This is a genomic window from Paenibacillus sp. JCM 9796 (genome assembly GCF_055379675.1).
In genome coordinates, this window is sequence record NZ_AP043723.1 from 735,628 (window position 1) to 756,319 (window position 20,692).

Here is a 20,692-nt window from a genome sequence, read left to right on the forward strand (position 1 = left end):
GATTTGTTTGGTTTGATGTTTATAGCTGCTCTTCCAAATTCACGGCTACGGTTACGGTTTCCAGCATCTCTTCGATGGCAAATGCCGGCCCCTCTTTGCCCATACCGCTTTCTTTGACTCCGCCGTAAGGCATTTGATCGGCGCGGAAGCTGCTCGTATCGTTAATCATGACTCCCCCGACCTCAAGCAAATAAGGAATCGTGTGCGCAAGAGAAACCGATTGGGTAAATACACCGGCCTGCAAGCCGTATTTGGAGTCATTGACCAGCCGGACGGCTTCTTCGATCGTCTCATAAGTGGCAATCGATACGACGGGAGCGAACACCTCCTCATCGACGACCTTCATGCCCTTGGTAGCGCCGGTAAGAACCGTCGGGTAATACACGTTGTTCTCTCTTCTGCCGCCGGTCCAAATCTTCGCGCCTTGTTCAACGGCCTCATTCACCCACCCTTCAATGCGGATCGCTTCTTTCTCACTGATCATAGGCCCAACGATTGTGGAAGGATCCAGCGGATCGCCGACCTTGAGGCTTGCCGTGTATCTGAGAAACGCCTCCATGAAAGTTTGTTCGATCTCTTTGTGCACGTAGATGCGTTGTACGGAGATACAAATTTGGCCTGCATGCGCAAAGGACATTCGAGCCAGCTTGGCCGCAGCCGTTTCCACATCGGCGTCTTGGTGGACAATCGTTGCGGAGTTCGACCCCAGCTCCAGCGTCACTCTTCGCATCCCGATCGTTCGATGGATATGCTTCCCGACTTCGGGAGACCCGGTAAAGGTATACTTATGGATCCGTTGATCCGCGAGTAATTGATCGCCCAAGGTGGAGCCGCTTCCCACCAAACAGCTTGCGAAACCTTTCGGCAAGCCGGCTTTCTCCAGAAGCTCGCACAGCTTCAGAGCGGAATAAGCGGTATCCGAAGCCGGTTTAATGATGACGGGATTGCCTGCCGCCAAGGCCGGAGCGACCTTGTGGACAACCAGATTTAAGGGAAAGTTGAAAGGCGTTATCGCACAAACAAGGCCTATCGGTTTTTTGATCGTGTAAATGAGCCGCTTGCCGATGTTAAGATTGGGCGCCACTTGAGCCGGAATCATCTCGCCGGTAATTTTGATCGCTTCCTCTGCCGACAACAAGAAAATCAGCGCCGACCGGTTTACCTCAGTCCTGGCATCCACAATCGGCTTACCGCCTTCGGCGGCAATCGCCTCCGCGAATTCCTCCAGATGGTCAAGCAGCAGATGATACATCTTCATCAGAACCTGAAATCTCTGGGCGGGAGCGAAGTCGGATTGCCAGAACGCCCGCTCCGCCGCTTCCAGCGCCGCATTCTTCTCCGCTTCTCCCGCCTTGCTAACTTGCGCGAATAATTCACCTGTATATTTATTGTAAATAGGATGCAGCTCGGAAGTTTCAACCCATTCACCGCCTATGAACAGCGGCTTAATTGTTTTTTGCGCCAGCATGGCGACCCTCCTTCATTCCTTTTTAATAGCATAACACTAGGGGAAAGCCTTTAACCTAAAGCTATAAATAGTTGCCTTATTTTATCCGCTTTCCGCTGCGCTTGCGCTTCTGCTGTCCCTCGCATGAGCATTCGCCGATTTGTCCGAACGGTTCCAGTACACGGTCAAACAGGCCGCGAGCAAGCCTGTCGCCGCTGAGAACAGGAAGCCGCCGGTTAAATCGGAGCCGTCGTTAAACCATCCGGCAAGGAAAGGTCCCAGGAAAATACCGAGCGAGTAGAACGCCTGATAAAATCCCATAGCGGTTCCGCGCTTCTCCTGGCTGATCCCTCGCAGCGCCAAGCTTAACAACAATGGAAAGCTCAGTCCTTGCGCAAATCCGTTGATCCCCTGGGTCAAGCACAGCAAGCCAAGATCATGAATAAACGGGGTGGCGAGCGTAAAGACGGCGCTGCCTGCAAAACCGATCGTCAAAGTCGTCCAGCTCCCCCATCGTTTCATAAACAGTCGACCCGACAGGAAGGTGGCGATTGCATGGGGAATCATAAAAGCAACGACCAGCATGCTGATGGCCTCTTCCGTTCCGCCAATCTTGAATGCCTGCAGCGGTGTAAACCCGAATATGGTAATAAACAACGTACTGTGGCAGATCGTGGAGAGCAAGGATACTTTCAACAAGTTCGGCTCTCTCACAACGGCGGTCACGTCCCAACCCACAGGTTTCTTGAAAGATTGGCGCTCCGTATCCTTAATGCCCAGAGAAAGCAGCGCGCCTAGCATAGCGAAAGCGAGTGCGACCCAAAAGGGGGCGTGCCACCCCCAACCGCTGACGAGAAATGCGCTTGCGCTCATTCCCAGAAGCTGAGCAGCCACGGTAACGAACTGTATGTTGGACATCGCTTTGGCTATGTTCCCGCTTGCAAAATAAGCCGAATACAGAACCGTAAAGACGACCCAAGTCGACGCGGATACGCCCGAGACAAGTCTGGACACTAAGATCCAGCCGAAATCCCCCATTAATAAGCCCATGCAGCTCAGCATGCTCATAACCAAACCGAGTGAAACGAACAGCTTCCTTCGGCTTAAATAATCCGACATCATGCCCAGTGGAAATCGGATAAGCAATTGGGTAATGCCGTAACTGCCCAGAATGAAGCCGATCAAGAGATGACCGGCCCCCTTCTGCTCCAGATAGGAGGATAAGATTGGCGAATACACATACTGGGAAGACCAGAACAGGAAGGTAACCGCGATAAACAGCGCATGATCTTTGACTCGGATACCATGAATTTTCTCGATGTCTACAACCTCCTTGATGGAGTTCTATGCGCATACGGCAGCCTGCGCATTCCTTCGCAGCAAGACTTTAATCGACGGTGACGAAAGCTTCCCTCTCGATCGATTCATAGCAGGCGTCAATCACTTTCATATTCTGGATGGTGTTGGCCGGCGTATAGAATGGCGTCAAGCCTTCCAGCACACATTGCGAGAAATGCTCGACTTGCAGCACATACTGATGGCCCGCGATCGTTTCATCCCTCGAGGCCCCATCGTCCGTTTCCACCGTGATCGAGGATACCCCGTCCGTTAATTGCGGTAAAAACGCCCGGTTCACCCTCACGCATCCCTTGGTGCCCACAATTTCATAATGATGCCGCTGCTTCTGATCCATTGAGGCATCGAACAAGGCCGTCATCCCGTTCTTCAACTCCATGAACCCGGCTGCCGACAGATCCACCCCGCCCGGCTTATCTTTCTTAGCCGATACAAACACCCGCTCAGGCTCGGTACCCAGCACATTCCGGATCGCGTGCACGCAGTAGCAGCCCACATCATACAAACAGCCTCCGCCCAGCTCCGGATTCGTGCGAATGTTGCTTTCCCGCCCCTCAAGGAAGAACGAGAAGCTTACCTTCATGGTCTTGAGTTCTCCGAGCTCGCCGGAAGCTATTATCTCCCGGACCCGTTGATGCTGCGGATGAAATTGGTACATGAACGCTTCCATAAAAATAACGCCGTGCCGATGACAAGCTTCGATCATATGTGCCGTCTCTTCGGCCGTTAATGCGGCAGGCTTCTCGCATAAGACGTGTTTGCCTTTCTCTGCGGCTTTGATCACCCACTCGGCGTGGAGCGAGTTCGGCAGCGGAATATAGACCGCGTCGATGTTCGGATCTTCCAGCAGCGCGTCGTACGTCTCGTACACGTTCTCAATCCGGAATCGCGCAGCGATTTCTTTCGCGCTCGGCTTTGAGCTGGCGATTGCTGTCACCTCCGCGTTGACCGCATCCCGAAAAGCCGGAAGCAATTCCTCCTGCGCGATTTTGGCCGTGCTGATAATTCCCCATCGAACCTTGTTACTCATCGTTTGACCCCTTCCGGTTTTTATGGCATTACAGGTACGTGGCCGCAGAGGAACGGAAGCGCTTTCAAAAGGGATTTGTTGCATGGCTGCCGCCTCTCCCTGTCTAAGTTGCATCCTCCTTCTCTATCGACCGGAGGTTATCGGTTATGTAAGGCTATATAAGGAAAGTGTTTAACCTGAATTCTGCCGGTTTGCGCATTTAATTCCAACTAAGCGGAGCTGCTTTACGATAAATTCCCTTAAATCCAGCCCGTATCGCCGGATATTACTCACATTCATGCGTTCTAACTATCGTCTGACCTCGCTAATTGGTCTGCATTTTAGGGAAAGCCTTTTCCTTAATCTATGGTTTTTATTTTAGCATATATGGCAATATTTATCAACTCTGAAATTCTTTGGCGCTTATTCGCACCCTGCCTATTCCCTATTCGTCATACGTCAATAAAGCACGGTGTCGCCCGCATGAATCGACGTCAACTCTTCCGTCGCTTGAACGGCGCAGGCCAGCGGCTCGGTTAGGGCCGCTTCTTCAAGCGTGACATGGTCCGGAATTTTATAAATCATATCCTCTCGGGCCATGACATATTTCGTAAAGCCGCCGTCTATACCTGAGCCTAATGATCTGCGGTCATTGCATAATATATAATTTCCCGTTGTACAGTACGCGCATATGACGCATGTAATGGCGGTGGAAGGCAGAACGGTCACCCGATCCCCCTTCCTGATATGTTTCACCTTCTCGCCTGCTTCAACAACGATCCCCGAAAATTCATGCCCGATGCTCACAGGCGGGTAACTCTTATAGGTGTCATGGTAAATATGCAGATCCGTTCCGCAAATGTTTTTACGACAGCTTTCATTTTCACCCTCCCCTGGATTCGATTTGCCAAGGTAAACCTTTACCCTCCAATGAGCTTATACTAGCATTATTTTTAGAACTGTACAACAAAATTATTAGCGCTGGACTGTTTATAAAACCAAGACGGGAGACTCCATAGAGCCCCCCGCCTTGGTCCTGCTACTTTTCAGTCCGATTGTTCGGATGTCAGCATTCCGTCATTGGCCGGTCCGTCTTCACCCGCGATTCCAAGCAATCGGGCCTTTGACAGTCGGAATAATAAAAAGTTATTTTCTCGGAATCGAACGTTGCAATCATATGCTCGCAATACTTGCACAGGATCGTTCCAAGCTCAACCCGGGAAGTTGCGTTGTCCATACATGATCCATCCTTTCTTCCATCCGCTGCACGGATTCGGAAACACGGCCGGCATAACCCGCTGCGCAACGCCTTTCGTTATAACAAGCTTTTCACGGTCTGGGCGATCCCCTGAGGGTCCATCCCGTAATATTTGTACACTTCGTTGGGCTCGCCGAGAACGGCAAACTGGTCGGGCAGGCCGATTCGCTTAAACTTGCAGGCAACGCCCGCCTCCGCAATAATCTCGGCCACGGCGCCGCCAAGGCCTCCGTTGATGCTCTGGTCCTCGACGGTCACGACGCAGCCTGTCTCCAAGGCGGCTCGGAGCACCGCATCCGTATCAAACGGCTTGATCGTGTGCATGTCGATGACTCTCGCCTTGATCCCCGATTGTTCCAGCTCTTTGGCCGCCATCAACGACCAGTATACGCTGCTGCCCGTGCCGATCAGCGTCAGATCTTTGCCTTCCTGAACGGTGATGGACTTGCCGATTTGAAATTCATAATCGTTATTCAGGTAGACGTCCGGTTCCGCGCCTCTGGCAATGCGGATAATCATGGGACCCGGATAACTCATCGATTCCCGGACCACTCTTGCGCACTGGTTGGCATCAGCGGGGCAAATAATGGTCAAATTCGGCACCGCCCTGTAGAAGGACAGGTCGGCGATCGCATTGTGGGTGGGCCCGCCGCCGGATGTGACTCCCGCGTGAGTGCCAATGAGCCTGACGGGCACATCATTGTAGGCGATATCCGCATGGATCTGGTCTGCGGCTCTCAGAGGCAGGAACGGTCCGAACACTTGCGAAAACACAATTTTGCCCGATAACGCCAATCCTGCCGATATGCCCACCTGGTTCGCTTCCGCGATCCCGACATTAAAGCAGCGGTCCGGATATTTGCTCATGAATTTGCCGACAGTCGAGGATGGAGCTACGTTATCGGAGCAAAGAAAGGCAAACTCCAACCCTTCATCGGCCATTTTCATCAACTCTGAACCATAAACCTCTCTGGCCGAAGACAAAATTTGATCAAAATTCAAACTAATTTCCACTGCCATAGCTTATCTCACCTTCCTTTTGCTTTCGATGGATTCGAGGGCTTCTTCCCACTTGGCTTTGTTCAGCGAGCCTGCATGCCACGCGACGACATTTTCCATGAAGGAAACGCCCGCGCCCTTGGTTGTCGTGGAAATAATGCAGATCGGCCTTCTCGGGGTAACGGGGTCTGCCGGAGGCAGGGACTCCAGCGCGCTGCATACCTCATACATGTCGTTGCCCTGGATTTCGATGACATCCCAGCCGAAAGCCCGCATTTTATCTCCAAGAGGATCGACGCTGACGGTATCCTTGGTCGGACCCGACATTTGCAGGTCATTCTTATCGATAATTGCTACCAGATTGCCCAGTTTAAATTGGCCGGCCGCCATGAAGGCTTCCCAGTTCGTGCCCTCCTGAAGCTCGCCGTCGCCAATAATGCAGAAGGTTCTCCAGTTGGCCTTGGACATTCTCGCGCCTAGCGCGAGGCCGGTGGCGAGGGGCATACCGTGCCCCAGCGAGCCTGTTGAGGCCTCGATGGCATCAATATATTTCCGGTTAGGGTGCATGCTGAACACCGCTGTGTCAAGCGATTCGAAATGTTCGACCATGTAGTCCATCGTGTACATTCCCATATCGGAATAGATTGTATAAAGCGCTTCGGCACAGTGGCCTTTACTCAAAATGAGCCGGTCTCTTTCTGCCCATTTCGGATTTTTCGGATCGTAGTTCATGTATTTGTAATAGAGGGCAACGGCAACGTCCACGATGGACAATTCGCCGCCCAAATGACCGGCGGTGCCGATTCTGTAAATAAAGGTACACAGATTTTTTCTGATTTCGACGGCCTTGTCTTCCAGTTTTTGAACCAGTTCCAAATCGACATTACTCATCGTTGAGATCTCCTTTGTACATCGCAGATTGATCAATCGCCAAGCTCGTTAATCTTCGTTGCATTGGATAAGCACCTTCGTATAGTTGCCGCTAACATGGGCAGCGAATGCCTCTTCCCCCTGAGCCAACGGGAAAACTTTCTGCGTAAACGGTTTCAAATCAAGCTTCGGCAGCAGCTGAACGGCACGGGGAAACGCATACGGAGCCACGAAGATACCCGAAACCGTAAGCTCGTTCCAATAGCATTTGTCGTACAGATTGAACGGCATCTCATAGTCCTTCGGGAACATCGCGATATAGAGCACGGTGCCGCCTCTTGCCGCAATGTCGCATGCCGCGTTGGCGGCTCTGGGAGAACCGGAAGCTTCAATAACCAGATCGAAGCCTCGCCCTCCGGTAATTTTCCTGGATTCCTCCCGGACATCCTGGTTTACCGGGTCGATCACATGCTCGGCTCCAAATTCCAGGGCCAAGTCCCGCCTGTTCTGGATCGGCTCGATGAGTGTCAGGGAGGTGGCGCCAAACCTCTTGATCAGTTGAAGGGTCAGCAGACCGATGGGGCCGCCGCCTGAAATGGCCACGCGATGCCCCGCCTTCATGTTCGCCTTGTCCACAATTCTTACCGCAATCGACACAGGCTCCAGAAGGCAGGCTTCCTTCAAGCTAACATCGTCAGGAATTTTCCATACCTGGGATTCATGCCAGACGATCGATTCGGACATGCCGGGTCTGTTATACTCCATCATATGTTCGCAAAACTGCTCCTGCCCGTTCAGGCAATAATAGCAGGTGCCGCAAAATCTCAAGAAGTTGCCCGCTACCCTGTCGCCGACCTTCAGCCCTTTCTTAACGGCTTTTGGCCCGAGGGCCACGATGGTGCCGGAAACCTCATGACCGAGCCCGAACGGCGGTTCCAAATCGAATATGCCTTCCACCAGGTGCGGATCGGAACCGCAGATGGAACAATAGGCGACCTTGATTTTGACATCCTCGTCCCCCATCTCCTGCTCGGGAATTTCGATGACCTGAACGCGCCCTCTTGTTGCTTCATTGGGGTCTTTCAAGCTGCCTATTTTCACTGCCGCAATCGTTTTCACAGAGGCTGATCTCCTTTTTACAATGTAGTGGCAAACCCGCCGTCGACGTTAATGGTCCAGCCGTTGATGTAATCCGAGGCGCGGCTTGCCAGGAACACAGCCGTTCCCATCAGATCGGAAGGCACACCCCAGCGCTCACTGGGAATACGGTTTGTAATTTTGTCATAGTATGCTTTATCCTCGTGCAATTCCTTATTGACGTCGGTAGCCAAAAAGCCGGGGGCGATCGCGTTCGTTTGAATATTGTACGGGCCTGCTTCATTGGCAAACACTTTCGTCAACCCTACAATGGCATGCTTGCTGGTCGTATAGGGCGGGCATTTTTTGTCGGCGGTAAAAGCGAGCGCCGAAGCAATATTGATAATCTTGCCCGATTTCTGCTTGACCATCTCCTTCACCACCCGATGGCTCAAGTAATAGACGGTATTCAAATTAATATCCATAATTTTTTGCCACGCCGCATCCGGATAGTCCAGAAACTCGCCGAACATGCTGGCGCCGGCATTGTTTACGAGAATGTCAATTTTCCCATACTGCTCCATGCAGGAATGGACTACACGCTCGATGTAAGATTTGTCGGTCAAATCCCCTTGCAGAAACGCGACCTTCCGGCCGGTTTCTTCGATAAGCCGCTTGACCTCGGATACGTCATCCGTAAAGTGAGGGATGAACAGATCCGCGCCTGCTTTGGCAAAGGCGACCGCGTACGCCATGCCAAGGTTCTGGTTGGCGCCGGTTACCATGGCGACCTTGCCTTTCAACGAAAATGCATCCAATGAAAAATCTGCGAGTCCCTGTGACATGCTGGCACCTCTCTTTGTATGAAATGAATTTATATATTGATTTTACTGATTCGTCCGGCGGATTGGGTGTGCTTTTTTTAGAAATACGTGTGCATTTTCATGTTTATGACGGGGGCCGCCTGCCCTCATCTGCACGAAACGATTCGGTTTGACAACGTTCTCATCCTAAAATTATAATGACTATATCCAGAATTTAACTACAATACGGAGGTAGGTTATGGCTTCAAAAGTCATCCTGTATGCGGAAGATCATCTAAAGAGCATGTTCCGTGATTGCAGCACTGCAAACGCAAGCGGGTTTACCATCTCGTATAGGGCCGATTCTTATGATGCTTGTGCTGAAAAAGCGGTGGAACTCGCTGCCGATGTGATCATTTTTCAAGTCACCCATCCCGTCTATAAAATCCAAAATTTTTTCCATGACTTAGCGGTATTCAATATCTCCCCTATTCTGCTCATTTTTAATGTCATATCGGAAAATGAAATCGCTTACTCCGTTACGACCCATAAAGACATTCATTATATGAATCAAATCAAACAGTTTTTCACCCATGCTTTAAGCCCGGCTTATCATTGTCGATTTAATTATATCGGGGAAGAAGAAGACTCCAACCTGATCATGGATTCGAGGATTAAGAGGCTTGAAAAGACCGAATATTTGAACGATATATTGCGGGGAGTCACGAACAGCGAGTTTTTGTATTATAAGAAAAAGGCCGGTCTGAACCTGAATAATTCCGGGTATTATTTATATCTATGGAATTTGATGGAAATCGAATATGCGGATCACGATTTGAACAAAAATATTTACTACTTCGTCGGAGAGGAATTTGTAAACGAATGTCAGGAGGTGCTCGACGAATATGGAGGCGGCGAAGCTTTCTATATTAATCCGACCCGATTGTGCATCATGATCAATGACTATGATTCCGTTAGCCAGGCCGGCAAGCAGTATAAGCTTCTTGATATTATCTCGAAGCTGAACAATGTAACCAATTGCAAAACAGCGTTCCGATATATGAGCGGTTATATCAAAAATATAGAGGATATCCGGAGCGCTTACGAATCGTTTGACCGGTTGAAAATTTACAATTTTTTCTGCAGGGACGTTAAATTAATTACCCAGGAGTACGTGAATTCCTTGCGTAAAGAAATCAACTATCACTATATTGATGACATGCTCCGTGAAATCAGGGAGCTGATCAATTACGATCTGTTCAACCCTAAATTGAGCGAGCTGATCAAGAAACTGTTCCTGACTATTATTAAGCCAAGTCTCAACTACAATCTTTACTACTATTGCCACACATCCCTGTTATCCACGTTAAGCGATAAGTACGGCGATTTATACAATAAAAAAATAACCGACAGCAATGCCCCCAGCCAACTCTACTATTCTTCAATTGAACAAAAATGCTCCGAATTTATCGAATCCCTTCATTTGCTTAAAGCGGAGCTATCCATCAAAAATACGGTTAAAAACTCCATCGTATTTCAGGCCATCGAATTTATACATCAGCACTACAGGGAAGATATCACGGTCCATTTCATTGCATCCAACTTAAATATAAGCAATTCCTATCTAAGTCAAATTTTCAAGAAGGAGCTGGGCATCAGCATCATCAAGTACATCATCACTTATCGCATACAAAAAGCCAAGGAGCTGATTGCCTCAAGCGACGAGCTGGTTTGCCATGTAGCCGCCAGAGTCGGTTTTTTTGAAGTCAAGCATTTTTCCAAAACGTTCAAAAAAGTGACCGGCTTATCCCCTATGCAGTACAAAAAACAGAATATGAAGGCCGGATATATTTAAGGATACGGCGAAAATGCCCTAGCTCACCGATAAGTTACGGAGTTAGGGCATTTCATTTCACTTATACAGCATGGGCAACCCGGGCCTTGCGAACATAATAATCCCAGCCAATCACGACCACCAGAAGAATACCTTTGAGAAGGGCTTGATAGAACGATTGCACATTGAGCAAAGCCAGAGAGTTATCCAGAATGCCTAGTATAAACAGCCCCATTACGGCCCGAGTGGCGCTTCCCTCTCCTCCGGCCAGGCTCGTTCCGCCAATCACGACACTGGAAATGACCGTTAAGGCAGCGGCTCCGCCCACAAACGGCGAGGCCGAATTCAACATGCCGGTGAGCAGAATGCCGCCCATGGAAGCAGAGACACCGGAAATAACGAAAACGCTAATCTTATAAAACGGAACAGCAATTCCCGTTAGCTCCGCCACTTTGACATCTCCGCCCACGGCATATACATTACGTCCGTACTTGGTTTTGCGAAGTACGTATTCCGAAATCACATAGAATATGACAAAGATCCAAATGAGGTTGGGAATCCAAAGCGTTGTCTCGTTGCCAAGCCAGTTTAAAATCGGATCCTGCGTCATAATCGGTTTTCCACTCGATATTTTGAGAGCCAGACCGTTGTAAAAAAACATGGCGCATAACGTGACGATAAAGGAGTTCAGGCGCATCACGCTGACTAACAGACCCGAGAGCAAGCCGATCAAGGCGCCAGCCAGCAGCGTGATCAAAATAGCGGCCATCATGCCTGTATAGGATGACATTTTCACCAGAAATATGCCTGAAAACGCCATCACTGCACCTATCGACAGGTCGAATTCCTTGATCAAAATGACAAACGTCATCGCAAACGCCATAATTCCGTAAATACTGATCTGCATAATTAAATTATTGATGTTCTGGAACGTTAGAAAATAAGGCGCACAGAAGGAGGCGATAACAAACATCCCGATTAAGATAAGCAATACTTTTTGTTCGTACACGTTTCTTAAGACGCTCATTTCTTTTACCTCCTGCGAATACCCCTGGTTTCTTTACGCTTATCCAAAATGAGAGCCGCAATAATGATGAGCCCCTTCGCCATCATCTGGTCAAAATTGCTTAACCCGACGAGAACAAAAAGATTGCTGAGTACCCCGATTAACAGTACGCCTATCATCGTGCGAATGATGTTTCCTTCGCCGCCGGCCAAGCTCGTTCCGCCTATCGCAACTGCCGCAATAACATCTAATTCGAAGCCGACTCCTGCTACGGGAGATGCGCTGACCGTTTGCGAGCTTCGAATAAAACCACCGATCGCGACTAACACGGCCGCTACAATGTATGTAATCGTCCGAATCCGATGAATAGGAATACCGGACAAACGGGCGGCTTCCGGATTGGCTCCCGTTAAATAGATAGACCGGCCTAAGGAAGTGTTTTGTAAAATCACATGCAGGATGACCGCGCAAGCGATCATCAGGATGACAGGGGAAGGGAGACCTAACACTTGCCCGTAGCCAAACCATTTAAACAGCGGATCTTCTTGCAGCATAAGCGTAAATCCTTTGGTATACATAAGAGCCAGGGCGGATAATATCGTTCCCGTACCAAAGGTTATCATAATCGAAGCTCCAAAGTCGCCTTTGATGAGACGAAGGATCGAACCATTCATGATCCCAATGATAACGGCTATGCCTATAACCGTGATAACGGACCCTACCGTACCCAGGACAGGAAGAAGCCCCACCGCAAGCACGCAGCTAAGCGATAAGATGCCGGCGATCGATAAGTCAAAAAAACCGGCAATTACAACAAACGTCATCCCGAGCGCGCCCAATCCCAGAACAGAGATTTGAGTCAGTACGTTGATGATGTTCCCTTTCGACCAAAACACAGGGGATAACAACGAGCCGATGACGAGTAACAGACACAGGGCCAGGACCGGGCCGAAATCGGCTAATCCCATTCGTTGTTTAATCCGACTGACAGAGGTCTGATTTTGCGCAGCTGTAACCGTATCCACTGTATCCATCCTTTCTCTAAATAAGCGCATGCTGCAAGATGCTCTCGGCACTCGCTTCGGACTGGAACATTTCCCCCTTAATTCTTCCTTCATGAAGAACGACCAGGCGATCGCTTAAGGCAATCAGCTCTTCCCAATCCGATGAAATGAGCACAACCGCCTTCCCCCTCCGGGTGAGTTCCCGGATAACCAGGTAGATTTCTCTCCGCGCCCCGACATCCACGCCACGGGTAGGTTCGTCCAGAATGAGAATGTCCGCATCGGAAAATAAATATTTGGCCACGACAACCTTCTGTTGATTGCCGCCGCTAAGATTCAGCGCAATTTGTTCGATCGAGGGCGTCTTGATGTTAAGCTGCGTGACGAGATCCTCGGAAGCTTGGCGTTCCGCCTTTGACTTGATAAATCCCCACTTGACGATTTTACGGATCGCCGCCATCGTGAAATTTAACCGGAGCGGGAATTTTGTAATTAACCCATGGTCCTTCCGATCTTCCGGAACCAGGGCGATCCCGAGTGCAATGGCTTTGCGCGGATTCTGGATATCGACCCGGGTCCCTTTATACCTGATTTCACCTTGATCATAGCGGTCTGCGCCAAAAATACAACGGGCAATCTCCGTTCTTCCCGAGCCGACTAACCCGGCCAACCCTACGATTTCTCCGCGTTTTACATCGAAGGAAATATCGTGCAGCTTATTTTTTAAACTTAACCCTTTGACCGATAAAATCTCTTCGCCAAGCTCGATAAACTCGCGCGCGGGATATTCTTCATTCAGATCGCGGCCCACGATTCCGCGTATGATTTGATCTTTGTCCGTATCGGCGACAAGCCTCGTCTCTACGACCTGGCCATCGCGCATAATCGTTATTCGGTTACAGATCGTAAAAATTTCTTCCAGCCGATGGGAGATGTAAATAACGGTCACTCCTTTGGCCGTTAAGGAGCTGATCGTATCGAACAGCTGGGACAATTCGGGCCCGCTCAATACGGCCGACGGTTCATCCATGATAATGAGGTCGGCTTCAAACGACAGCGCTTTCGCAATTTCGACCAGCTGCATTTGCGCCACGCTCAGGTTTCTCACGATCGTATTGGGACTCAGATTAGTACCGATCTGCTTCAACAGGGCGGCCGCTTGTTGATTGACCTGCTTCCAGTCAATGTTATGGGACTTGCCGAATAGCCGCCCCAAGAAGATGTTTTCGGCGATGGACAAGGCCGGAACAAGGCTAAGCTCCTGATGAATAATGGCGATTCCCTTCTGCTGAGCAGCCAGCGGAGAGCTAAAGCTTACCCGTTCTCCTTGAAAAAGGATCTCTCCCTCATCCGGCTGGATGACGCCCGACAATACCTTCATTAACGTGGACTTCCCGGCCCCGTTAGCGCCCAGCAAACCGTGAACCTCTCCCTTTTTGACAATTAAATTGATGTCCTGAAGAGCATTCACGCCTGGAAACGATTTGCTTATCCCTTTCATCTCTAATACATCCATGGATGAACACCTGCAATCCATTCATATTTTAATCAACCGGCTCTTTCAGGCATGTAGCCCTGACGGGCGCCCGTCAATAGGTCGGGGTGTAACCGGCTAAGTTTGCTCTCGTAAGCTTCCCTGTCGGAACATAAATCGCTTTTTCTACCGGTTTTTTCTCTATGGCAGCCAAAGCTACTTCGATCTCTTTCTGAGCGGTCCAGACTAAATCTTCCGTAACCGTTCCGTACATGTCTCCTTGCTCGAGAGCTTTGACCGCTTCTTTCGTTCCACCGAACCCGATCACTTTGACTTGGTCCGTCTTTCCCGCCTGCTTAATCGCCTGAATAGCCCCCATCGCCATGTCGTCATTATGGACGAACACACCGTTCAAATCCGGATACTTGGATAAGAAGTCCTGCATAATGGATAAAGCTTTGGCACGGTCCCACTGCGAGGTTTGAATATTCAGCACGTTGATGTTCTTACCTTGCAAGCCCTCTTTAAATCCGGCCGTACGATCCTGTACCGTAATCCCCGGCGCACCTTCAATGATCACGACATTACCGCCGGCGCTCCCCAGGGCCTCGGCCATTAACTCGCCTGCGAGCTTACCGGCGGCGATGTTGTCCGGACCTACAAACGACGTAATATAGGGATCTGCCTGCTTCGATACCGGCAGCGTCCCGATGATTACGGGGATTCCCGCATCATGAAATTGCTTTAAGCTGGGAACGATTCCCTCGGGATCTATGACGTTCACAAGAACGGCGCCAACACGCTGCGACAGCAAATTTTTAGCTTGCGTAGCCTGCGTGAAGGGATCGAATTGGGCATCCATATTGACAATCTCGGCCCCTGCTGTCTTGGCGTCTTGTTCCGCCTTGTTAATAATGACCTGTACCGGCGGGATGGATGTCGTGGACCACAAGGCGCCGATCTTTTTATTGCCCGCCTGACTATTGCCGGATGAATTTGCCGGGTTTGCCGTATTTGCCGGGTTTGATGTACCGCATCCTGCAAGGAGCAACGCAACGAGTAATACACTTGCAACGACACTAGTTATTTTTTTCATCTTTCTCCTCCAAATTATATAAGTAATAGAATCAGATAATAATACGCTTACATTTTTAAGTTTTCTAACCGCCCCGGATCATTTCCCCCCATTGGTTTATTGTTTTTACTACTTGTATTTTACTTAGATTGATTCGGGAATTGGTGTGTTTTTTTTATCAATACGTGTGCTTTTCCATTATTATTGGGCGCAGAGGCCCGGGGTAATGATCACAGATTGCCGCAACGCCAAAAGACCTACAGCATACAGCCTGTAAGTCTTGGCGCTCGCCTATATACATAGGATGCGAAGGTCCGTTTCACAAAACGGATTCCGCTAAGATTTCCGCGATATCCTTCGCCTTTACTTGCTCCTCGATGCCCTTCACCTTCGCCCCGTCGCTCATCATCGTCAGACAGTAGGGGCAGGCGCTGCTGACCGTTGTCGGGTTAACGGACATCGCCTGTTCGATTCTCGCCACGTTAATGCGTTTGCCGGCCGTCTCTTCCATCCACATCAAACCGCCGCCCGCTCCGCAGCACATCCCGTTCTCGCGGGTTCGCTCCATTTCCACCAATTCCACGCCGGGGATCGCTCTTAAGATGTCCCTCGGTTGATCGTACACCTGGTTGTACCGTCCCAAGTAACAGGAATCGTGGTAAGTAATCCGCTCCCTGACTTCGCGTTTGGGAATTAACTTTCCTTCTTTGATCAATGCATCCAGCAATTCCGTATGATGATACACTTCCGCTTCGAGCCCAAACTCCGGGTATTCGTTTTTCAACGTGTTATACGTATGCGGACAAGCCGTCACAATCTTTTTTACGTTATATTTCTTGAACGTTTCTATATTTTCCCTGCAGAGCTCCTGAAACAAAAACTCATTGCCCAGCCGGCGTGGCGTATCGCCGGAATTTTTCTCCTCTTCGCCGAGCACGGCATAATTGACCTGCGCTTTGTTGAGCAGCTGGACGAACGAACGGGTCACCTTATTGCTTCTGGCGTCATAAGAGCCCATCGAGCCGATAAAATAAACAATTTCAAAGTCGGGATTTTCGTGGACCGTGGGGACGTGCAAATCCACGAAATCGTGCTTCCATTTAAAACGGTCCTTTTGGCTGAACCCCCACGGATTGCTTTGTCTTTCAATATTTTGGAGCGCACGCTGCCCGCCCGAAGGGATGCTGCCCTGCATAAGGACAAGCTGCCGCCGCAGATCGATAATTTTGTCGACATGTTCATTCCCGACCGGACATTGATCCTCGCAATTCCGGCATGTGGTGCATTCCCATATTTCTTGCTCGCTCATGACGTCGCCGATCAAGTTGACGTCTTCGATAGATTGATCCGAAACCGACCAGCCCGCTTGCTGCAAATGCATCGTAGGCGCAATATCGGTTCCGTCGCGCTCCGGGAAAGAGCCGTGCGGACTCCCGTTGCGGAACGTATGCACGCCTTCGTAGCCCATTACAAAGCTTGGCACCCAAGGGGATTGCGACGTTAAGCGTTGGCCCTTCTCCGTTAAGTGATCGCGCATCTTGGAAATCATATGCATCGGAGAAAGAGATTTTCCGGTGTTCGACGCGGGACAAACGTTGGTGCATCGGCCGCATTCGACGCACGCATAAAAATCCAGCATTTGCTTTTGGCTAAAATCTTCAATTTTCGCTACCCCGAACGATTCGGCGTTCTCATCTTCCAGATCGATGCTTTTCAGCTTTCCGACCGGTTCGCTTCGCTTGAACCATATGTTGATCGGCGCCGCAATAATATGAAAATGCTTCGATTGCGGGACGTAGATTGCAAAGGAAAGGAGGATCAGCAGATGCATCCACCAACAGGCAAGAAACAAAACATGGTTCGCCGTTGCTGACATACCGTGAAACGGAATGGCGATCAGAGAAGACAGGGGAGCGTCCCAGGAAAATTCAACATGCCGCAGCATAGCGCGCTCCAAAGCTAGAGACAACATAACGGAAAGCATCAGAAAGAAAATGAAAAAGATGACGATACTCGGCTTCCAGCCCCGCTTAAGCCGTTTGATTCGCTCGACATACCTTCGGTATCCGGCATAGCCCGTGGCGAGCAGGATAAGAACGACCGTCGTTTCCTGCAGCAGCGAAAAAACGGAATACCCCGGAATGGGCAAAGGCTTTCCGGCTATGCCTTTATAAATCAAGTCGATGGCGCCCAATTGCACAATCAAGAAGCCATAGAAGATGATGACATGCATCCATCCGCTTTTCCGGTCTTTGAGCAGCTTCGTTTGACCGAAAATTTCAGCGGCAAACGCCTTCAACCGCTCTTTAATCGTATAGGGGACGGATGCAGGCTGGCCTAATCGTATATAACTGTAGCGGGCATAGATGACTTTGGCAGCGAAATAAAGCCCGGTTCCCGTTACTATCAAAAACAATAAAAGTTGGACCCCAGCCCACATCGCAATCTCTCCCCGTATGTAATCTATATAATCGATCACTTCAAATCAATTGGCGATTTTCTTTTTAAACTCTGCCGTCAGCAATGGAACGATCTCGAACAGATCGCCCACGATGCCGTAATCGGCAATCTGGAAAATCGGCGCCTCCGGGTCTTTATTAATCGCAACGATCACTTTCGAATTGGACATGCCGGCCACATGCTGGATCGCCCCGGAGATTCCGCATGCGATATAGAGATCGGGTGTGACGACTTTGCCCGTCTGGCCGATTTGCAAGCCGTAATCGCAGTATCCTTCATCGCATGCCCCACGGGAAGCTCCTACGGCCCCGCCCAATACGGACGCGAGCTCTTGCAGCGGCTCGAATCCATCCGGATGCTTCACGCCGCGCCCGCCGGAAACGACGATCTTGGCTTCCGCCAAATCGATCGCTCCGGTCGATTTGAGCACGATTTCGCGGATCACGGTTTGCAGATCGACAGGCTCCGCTTGAAACGGAACCGTTGCCGGCAGGGTCGGGGACGGCTCGACCTTGAAATTGTTCGGACGAATCGTAATAAACATAGCCCCGGAGGAGGTAAACCGTTTCTTCTCAAAAGCTTTCCCGGCATAAATCGGGCGGATATAAATCGGCTCCTCGCCTTCGAATTCCACCCCGGTGCAATCCGTAATCAAGCCATATCCGAACCGGGAAGCAATCCGCGGTGCGACGTCCTTCATGTTCGCCGTATGTCCGACGATGATCACATCCGGATTCGTCTCTTGAATGACTTGGACGAAAGCATGAAAATAAAGATCCGAATGATAGCGGTTGTACCGATCATCAGATAAGGTCCATACCTGATTTGCGCCATGTTGACCGAGCGCTTCCACATAGCCGTCGGCCCCGCTGCCGAATGCGGCGGCGATCAATTCGCCCTGACCTGCGATTTGTTTGCCGAGCGACAGCGCCTCTAACGATACTTGGCGCAGGACGGAGCCCTTCGACTCCGCGAACACTAACACTTTTTTATTCATCAGACGTTCTCCTCCCTAATAGATAACAGCTTTATCGAATAGGATGCTGACGAGTGCGCGCGCCGAACCGGACGAATCGCCTTCATGGACGAATTGGCACGCCTTTCGCTGAGGAGGCAAGTACCGGTCCACCGTTTCCGTCTTGGCGTTCTGATCCATACCGGCGAATGCATCGGACGGGATCGTATGTATCGCTTTTTTCTTCGATTTCATAATGTTAGGAAGCGAGGGATATCGTGGATTGTTGAGTCCTTGCTGGCATGTGAGAAGCAGCGGAAGTTGGCCTTCGATTTGATAAATGTCGCCTTCCACATCCCGCTCCAACTGCACCTGGTTTTGTTCGACGGTCAGCTTGACGACCGATGTGACATAAGGGATCTTCAATTGTTCCGCCAGACGAACCCCCACTTGCCCCGCCCCGTTATCGACCGACTGGTTTCCCGTAAGGATCATATCGATTTCCTTGTCTTTCAAATAATGGGCCAACGCTTTGGAGACGACATATTCGTCCCCCTCCACTCCGCTGATGACGACGGCCTGGTCCGCTCCCATGGCGAGTGCATGGCGAAGCGCCGTTTCCACGCGCGCGGGACCGACCGAGATGACGGTAACGTCGCCGCCGAATTGCTCGCGCAGCTTGAGCGCTTCTTCCACCGCATATTCGTCATACGGATTAATCACCCAATTGGCCTGGTCTTCCACCACTTGACCGTTTACCAGCTTGATCTTCTCTTCGGTATCGAACGTTTGCTTCAAGCAAACCCAAATGTTCAAACCGTTCCCCTCCTTTGATGGTGCTGCTTCCTGTCTATAAAAGACAAGGGCCGTTCTGGGCGGACATCAGACAGCCCTCTGCGTGCCCTTACAAGGGTGGCGGGACTCGAAGCGGCGGACGTTCGTCGTCAATCTTCAAGGGCAGCCCTACCGATTTAAAATCCGCGATCCGGCTGTGTCCAATAGATTGAATCATGCCGCTGGCTTCAAGCTGGGGCTCTTTCATCATCTCGGCCACATTGAGGACAGGCGACGCCGGAATGCCGTTCTTGACCAGCGTTTCGATCCAATAGGCCGAGCTCTCGTGCCGGGTAATATCACAGATCAAGGCTCTTAGTTCATTTCGATGGATGACGCGCTCCGCATTGGTGACAAAACGCGGGTCGGCGATCCATTCCTCCCTGCCCAGAACGCCGCAAAGCTTATGAAACAAACCATCGTTGCCGGCAGCGATAACAACCCATTTGTCCTGCGTCGGAAAGGCCTCGTAGGGGACAATCATGGCCGGTCCCGATCCCCATCTTTGGGGCGATACGCCCGATGCCCAGTAGGCCGGAATATGATAGCACATCCAAGCGATCGTCGTTTCATACAACGAACTGGTGATCCGGTGTCCTCTTCCTGTCTGCTCGCGCAGCCGCAGAGCCCCAAACACGCCTAGCGCCAGCCACATGCCGGTCGACATGTCAATGATGGAAGTCCCTACGCGAACGGGCTCCTGACCCTCATGACCCGTTACGCTCATGATTCCCGCCATCGCCTGCAGCAGCGGATCATATCCGGCCTCCATCCGTCTCGGGCCGTGGTTCCCGAATGCGGTTACTTCCCCGTAAATAAGCCGGGGGTAGCTTTCCGCCAAGCTTTCGAAGTCCAATCCTTGACGTTCCATCGCTCCCGGGCGGCTGCTGACCAGCAGCACATCCGCATCCTGGAGAAGGCCATGCAGCTGATCTATTCCTTCTTGCGTTTTGATATCGAGATAAACTTGGGCTTTATTCCGGTTTAACGCAAGAAAAGTCGGACTGGCTTCTTCCCAGAAGGGGGGACCCCAACCGCGGGTCGCATCCCCGCCCGGAGGCTCCACCTTCGTCACGGATGCCCCTAGATCGGCCAATATCATAGCGGTATAGGGACCGGCGACATTTTGCGTAAGATCAACGACGCGAATTCCATCTAAAGGCCACATATTCCCTCCTGTAATGCGTTAGTCTTCAAGCTTGATCCCACCCTGACGATCGCCGCGCAACAA

At 50.7% G+C, this 20,692-nt stretch carries 18 protein-coding genes; 1 reads left to right on the forward strand and 17 read right to left on the reverse strand.

The genetic code is table 11. The annotated features are described in order from the left end of the window. Positions 1 to 19 precede the first annotated feature (19 nt). The 9 genes from ACZ439_RS03685 to ACZ439_RS03725 form a co-directional block, all read right to left on the reverse strand. Entirely contained in the window at positions 20 to 1,468 is a 1,449-nt protein-coding gene (locus tag ACZ439_RS03685; RefSeq protein WP_464620636.1) for an aldehyde dehydrogenase family protein, read from the reverse strand. Positions 1,469 to 1,549: 81 nt separating this feature from the next. Next, the gene (locus tag ACZ439_RS03690) at positions 1,550 to 2,785 is read right to left on the reverse strand and encodes an MFS transporter (RefSeq protein WP_464621105.1); all 1,236 of its coding nucleotides are present in this window, start codon (positions 2,783 to 2,785) and stop codon (positions 1,550 to 1,552) included. Between the two features lie 49 nt (positions 2,786 to 2,834). Continuing rightward, on the reverse strand, positions 2,835 to 3,833 hold the full coding sequence (locus ACZ439_RS03695) for a Gfo/Idh/MocA family protein (RefSeq protein WP_372813940.1): 999 nt from the start codon (positions 3,831 to 3,833) through the stop codon (positions 2,835 to 2,837). A 438-nt stretch (positions 3,834 to 4,271) separates the two neighbouring features. Next, positions 4,272 to 4,619 (reverse strand): alcohol dehydrogenase catalytic domain-containing protein, encoded by a 348-nt coding sequence (locus tag ACZ439_RS03700; protein ID WP_054795386.1) that lies wholly within the window; start codon positions 4,617 to 4,619, stop codon positions 4,272 to 4,274. Between the two features lie 259 nt (positions 4,620 to 4,878). Next, a complete protein-coding gene (locus ACZ439_RS03705; RefSeq protein ID WP_127606519.1) occupies positions 4,879 to 5,049 on the reverse strand; it encodes a GapA-binding peptide SR1P in 171 nt (56 codons plus the stop codon). Positions 5,050 to 5,127: 78 nt separating this feature from the next. Further along, positions 5,128 to 6,090, reverse strand: a complete 963-nt coding sequence (locus ACZ439_RS03710) for a transketolase family protein (protein ID WP_127606521.1) — start codon at positions 6,088 to 6,090, stop codon at positions 5,128 to 5,130. 3 nt (positions 6,091 to 6,093) lie between these two features. Beyond that, positions 6,094 to 6,960 carry a transketolase gene (locus tag ACZ439_RS03715; protein ID WP_127606523.1) on the reverse strand — a complete coding sequence of 289 codons (867 nt, stop codon included), beginning with the start codon at positions 6,958 to 6,960 and terminating at the stop codon, positions 6,094 to 6,096. Positions 6,961 to 7,008: 48 nt separating this feature from the next. After that, a complete protein-coding gene (locus ACZ439_RS03720) occupies positions 7,009 to 8,058 on the reverse strand; it encodes a zinc-dependent alcohol dehydrogenase (protein WP_054795385.1) in 1,050 nt (349 codons plus the stop codon). Positions 8,059 to 8,075: 17 nt separating this feature from the next. Then, a complete protein-coding gene (locus tag ACZ439_RS03725) occupies positions 8,076 to 8,861 on the reverse strand; it encodes an SDR family oxidoreductase (RefSeq protein WP_464620637.1) in 786 nt (261 codons plus the stop codon). 217 nt (positions 8,862 to 9,078) lie between these two features. Between ACZ439_RS03725 and ACZ439_RS03730 the strand changes: the two genes are divergently transcribed. After that, a complete protein-coding gene (locus ACZ439_RS03730; RefSeq protein WP_127606527.1) occupies positions 9,079 to 10,674 on the forward strand; it encodes a helix-turn-helix domain-containing protein in 1,596 nt (531 codons plus the stop codon). Positions 10,675 to 10,735: 61 nt separating this feature from the next. On the opposite strand, the gene ACZ439_RS03735 is transcribed toward ACZ439_RS03730, so the two are convergent. The 8 genes from ACZ439_RS03735 to ACZ439_RS03770 form a co-directional block, all read right to left on the reverse strand. Next, on the reverse strand, positions 10,736 to 11,680 hold the full coding sequence (locus ACZ439_RS03735; RefSeq protein WP_127606529.1) for an ABC transporter permease: 945 nt from the start codon (positions 11,678 to 11,680) through the stop codon (positions 10,736 to 10,738). A 5-nt stretch (positions 11,681 to 11,685) separates the two neighbouring features. Next, positions 11,686 to 12,684 (reverse strand): ABC transporter permease, encoded by a 999-nt coding sequence (locus tag ACZ439_RS03740; protein WP_464620638.1) that lies wholly within the window; start codon positions 12,682 to 12,684, stop codon positions 11,686 to 11,688. A 16-nt stretch (positions 12,685 to 12,700) separates the two neighbouring features. After that, the gene (locus ACZ439_RS03745) at positions 12,701 to 14,179 is read right to left on the reverse strand and encodes a sugar ABC transporter ATP-binding protein (protein WP_372814412.1); all 1,479 of its coding nucleotides are present in this window, start codon (positions 14,177 to 14,179) and stop codon (positions 12,701 to 12,703) included. Positions 14,180 to 14,252: 73 nt separating this feature from the next. After that, positions 14,253 to 15,233: a sugar ABC transporter substrate-binding protein gene (locus ACZ439_RS03750; RefSeq protein ID WP_464620639.1), complete on the reverse strand. Its 981-nt coding sequence runs from the start codon at positions 15,231 to 15,233 to the stop codon at positions 14,253 to 14,255. A gap of 298 nt (positions 15,234 to 15,531) precedes the next feature. After that, positions 15,532 to 17,652, reverse strand: a complete 2,121-nt coding sequence (locus tag ACZ439_RS03755; RefSeq protein WP_464620640.1) for a (Fe-S)-binding protein — start codon at positions 17,650 to 17,652, stop codon at positions 15,532 to 15,534. 45 nt (positions 17,653 to 17,697) lie between these two features. After that, a complete protein-coding gene (locus ACZ439_RS03760; protein WP_127606539.1) occupies positions 17,698 to 18,669 on the reverse strand; it encodes an electron transfer flavoprotein subunit alpha/FixB family protein in 972 nt (323 codons plus the stop codon). Positions 18,670 to 18,684: 15 nt separating this feature from the next. Next, positions 18,685 to 19,443 carry an electron transfer flavoprotein subunit beta/FixA family protein gene (locus ACZ439_RS03765; protein ID WP_127606541.1) on the reverse strand — a complete coding sequence of 253 codons (759 nt, stop codon included), beginning with the start codon at positions 19,441 to 19,443 and terminating at the stop codon, positions 18,685 to 18,687. A gap of 88 nt (positions 19,444 to 19,531) precedes the next feature. Continuing rightward, a complete protein-coding gene (locus ACZ439_RS03770; RefSeq protein ID WP_054795375.1) occupies positions 19,532 to 20,629 on the reverse strand; it encodes a CaiB/BaiF CoA transferase family protein in 1,098 nt (365 codons plus the stop codon). Positions 20,630 to 20,692 lie beyond the last annotated feature (63 nt).

What these genes read in the sequence shown, in the direction of transcription:
- ACZ439_RS03685 (WP_464620636.1), bottom strand. Translation starts at nt 1,468, where the DNA reads ATGCTGGCGCAAAAAACAATTAAGCCGCTGTTCATAGGCGGTGAATGG.
- ACZ439_RS03695 (WP_372813940.1), bottom strand. Translation starts at nt 3,833, where the DNA reads ATGAGTAACAAGGTTCGATGGGGAATTATCAGCACGGCCAAAATCGCG.
- ACZ439_RS03705 (WP_127606519.1), bottom strand. Translation starts at nt 5,049, where the DNA reads ATGGACAACGCAACTTCCCGGGTTGAGCTTGGAACGATCCTGTGCAAG.
- ACZ439_RS03710 (WP_127606521.1), bottom strand. Translation starts at nt 6,090, where the DNA reads ATGGCAGTGGAAATTAGTTTGAATTTTGATCAAATTTTGTCTTCGGCC.
- ACZ439_RS03715 (WP_127606523.1), bottom strand. Translation starts at nt 6,960, where the DNA reads ATGAGTAATGTCGATTTGGAACTGGTTCAAAAACTGGAAGACAAGGCC.
- ACZ439_RS03725 (WP_464620637.1), bottom strand. Translation starts at nt 8,861, where the DNA reads ATGTCACAGGGACTCGCAGATTTTTCATTGGATGCATTTTCGTTGAAA.
- ACZ439_RS03730 (WP_127606527.1), top strand. Translation starts at nt 9,079, where the DNA reads ATGGCTTCAAAAGTCATCCTGTATGCGGAAGATCATCTAAAGAGCATG.
- ACZ439_RS03735 (WP_127606529.1), bottom strand. Translation starts at nt 11,680, where the DNA reads ATGAGCGTCTTAAGAAACGTGTACGAACAAAAAGTATTGCTTATCTTA.
- ACZ439_RS03745 (WP_372814412.1), bottom strand. Translation starts at nt 14,179, where the DNA reads ATGGATGTATTAGAGATGAAAGGGATAAGCAAATCGTTTCCAGGCGTG.
- ACZ439_RS03750 (WP_464620639.1), bottom strand. Translation starts at nt 15,233, where the DNA reads ATGAAAAAAATAACTAGTGTCGTTGCAAGTGTATTACTCGTTGCGTTG.
- ACZ439_RS03755 (WP_464620640.1), bottom strand. Translation starts at nt 17,652, where the DNA reads ATGTGGGCTGGGGTCCAACTTTTATTGTTTTTGATAGTAACGGGAACC.
- ACZ439_RS03760 (WP_127606539.1), bottom strand. Translation starts at nt 18,669, where the DNA reads ATGAATAAAAAAGTGTTAGTGTTCGCGGAGTCGAAGGGCTCCGTCCTG.
- ACZ439_RS03770 (WP_054795375.1), bottom strand. Translation starts at nt 20,629, where the DNA reads ATGTGGCCTTTAGATGGAATTCGCGTCGTTGATCTTACGCAAAATGTC.